General features: G+C 33.2%; 2 protein-coding genes. One reads left to right on the top strand and one right to left on the bottom strand.

Annotated elements, in window-relative coordinates:
- Window positions 1-717, bottom strand: a 717-nt coding sequence (locus J6Y29_00280) for a UTP--glucose-1-phosphate uridylyltransferase (GenBank protein ID MBP5426329.1), incomplete at its 3' end; no start/stop codon positions are given.
- Between the two features lie 449 nt (window positions 718-1,166).
- On the opposite strand from J6Y29_00280, the gene J6Y29_00275 reads away from it, so the two are divergent.
- Window positions 1,167-2,176: Na/Pi cotransporter family protein (locus J6Y29_00275; GenBank protein MBP5426328.1), on the top strand; the 1,010-nt coding region annotated here is incomplete at its 3' end.

The raw sequence follows: 2,176 nt of genomic DNA, 5'->3' as shown, positions 1-2,176 counted from the left end.
TGCAAGCAAAGAAATTGCATCTGTTAAGAATAATTCTCCACCAATACCATTTGGAGTTTCCCTTAATTGCTCAAAGATATTATTCTTCAGAATAAATCTACCAAGTGAGCATAAATTGCTTGGAATTTCATTTTGTGGTTTTTCAATAAGACCACTAATTCTTGTGAGTTTTCCATCTTTTTCTGCTGGAATCATTACTCCACATCTTCTTAAAATTTCTTCAGGCATTTGTTGCACACCAAGAATTGTTGCACCTGTTTTATTATATGCATCTACTAACTGCTTAGTAACAGATGGTCCTTCCCCGGTATATATAACATCATCTCCAAAAAGTACGGCAAAAGGTTCGTCTCCAACAAAGTCTTCAGCATAATATATGGCATCTCCACTACCTTTCATTACACTTTGAACAGCATAACTAACCTTACAAAGATTTGAAATAGATTGCACTAATGCATATTCTTGTATTTTGTTATGATCCATTAAAAATTTGGATAAAACAACACTATCTCCAAAATATTCTTTAATAGAAACTTTTTGAGGTGAAATAATAATCAAAACTTCTTCAATTCCCGCCGCTACTGCTTCTTCGACAGCGAACTGCAAAGCAGGTGTATCCACAATTGGTAATAACTCCTTAGGTACTGCTTTTGTAAATGGTAAAAATCTTGTTCCAAATCCTGCACATGGTATAACAGCTTTCTTAACTTGTCTCATAAAATCTCCTAAACTATTTGCATCTACATCATGTATATGCGAATAAAACTTTGTTTTAAATATTATACAACAAAATCGCCTCACAATACAATATGCATTACTAAAAAAGGATAAAAATTTTTAATCTAAAACTACCATCTATAGATTTATTGTAATTTTATCTACGAAGCGTAGAATTAATAAAAATGGACAATTTTATCAAGATAGAATATTATTTTTTGGCGTTTTTACACTGAGTAATGTAAAAAAGTAAATAGCCATTTTTCGCAATTCTAACTGGTTATCTTACAAATTTTGTGGCAAAAAATTACAAGAGAAAATGTAAAAAATTGTCAAAATCGTCTATGTTAAGTGGAACAATTTTATTTACACGTGTACAACAAAAATTACTTTACACCTTAGTTTATAATAAACTATAATTCTTTTAATCAATATTTGAGAGGATTTCCATGGGAGTTAAAATTGCAACCTCAATATTAATGCTAATAGCCGGTATAGGTGTATTTTTAATAGCTTGTAGAATTTTAAGTAGAAATATCGAAGCTGCATCTGGTAGCAGATTAAAAAACTTATTCTCAAAAACATCCAAATCTAAGTTTATTGGTGCAGGACTCGGTACAGTTACCGCTGTAGCTATTCAATCATCCGGTGCTGTTACAGTTATGGCCATAGGTTTTTTGAATGCTGGCATCATGACTCTTGCTCAAGCCTCCACTGTTGTATTTGGTGCTAACATTGGTACAACTATCACAGGACAAATCGTTGCATTAGGTATGTTCGGCGGAGAATCCATTTCAACATCTGTAATCTTCACCGCTTTTGCAGGTATTGGAGCATTTTTAATGCTCTTTGCCAAATCTAATAAAGCACAAGTTGCAGGATCCATTATCGCTGGCTTTGGTTTATTATTCGTAGGTCTAGACATTATGTCTTCATCCATGAAAAGCTTTGCAGAGATGGAAAGTTTGAAAATATTCATTGCATCTATTTCAAATCCAATACTTTTAGTATTCTTAGGAGTTGCTTTAACAGCAATACTTCAAAGTGCTTCCGTCATGACATCCATTTTAATCACAATGGTATTCAGTGGACTTATTTCAATGGACCAAGGTGTATATATGGTACTTGGTGCAAGTACAGGCGCATGTGTTACAGGTATTTTGGCAGCAATTGGAAGTACTCCAGATGCAAAGAGATTAGCAATTATACACGTTGTATATAATATTCTTGGTGCAATTATATTCTTGGTTCTAGGATTAATCCTAGATGCAGCATCTCATGGATCTGCTTCATATGGCGCAATTTTAGCTAAGATGTTCCCAGGTGCACCACATACACAACTTGCTATGTTCAATACTTTATACAACACACTCAAGTTATTCATCTTAATTGGTTTAACTACCCCACTTGTTAAGTTATTCCAAAAAATTATCAAAGATAAGAAACCACAGGAAGATGA

This window comes from Clostridiales bacterium (genome assembly GCA_017961515.1).
Lineage (GTDB): Bacteria > Bacillota > Clostridia > Acetivibrionales > RGIG10202 > RGIG10202.
Note: the sequence above shows the minus strand (reverse complement) of the source record. Positions and strands in the feature narration are given on the sequence as shown.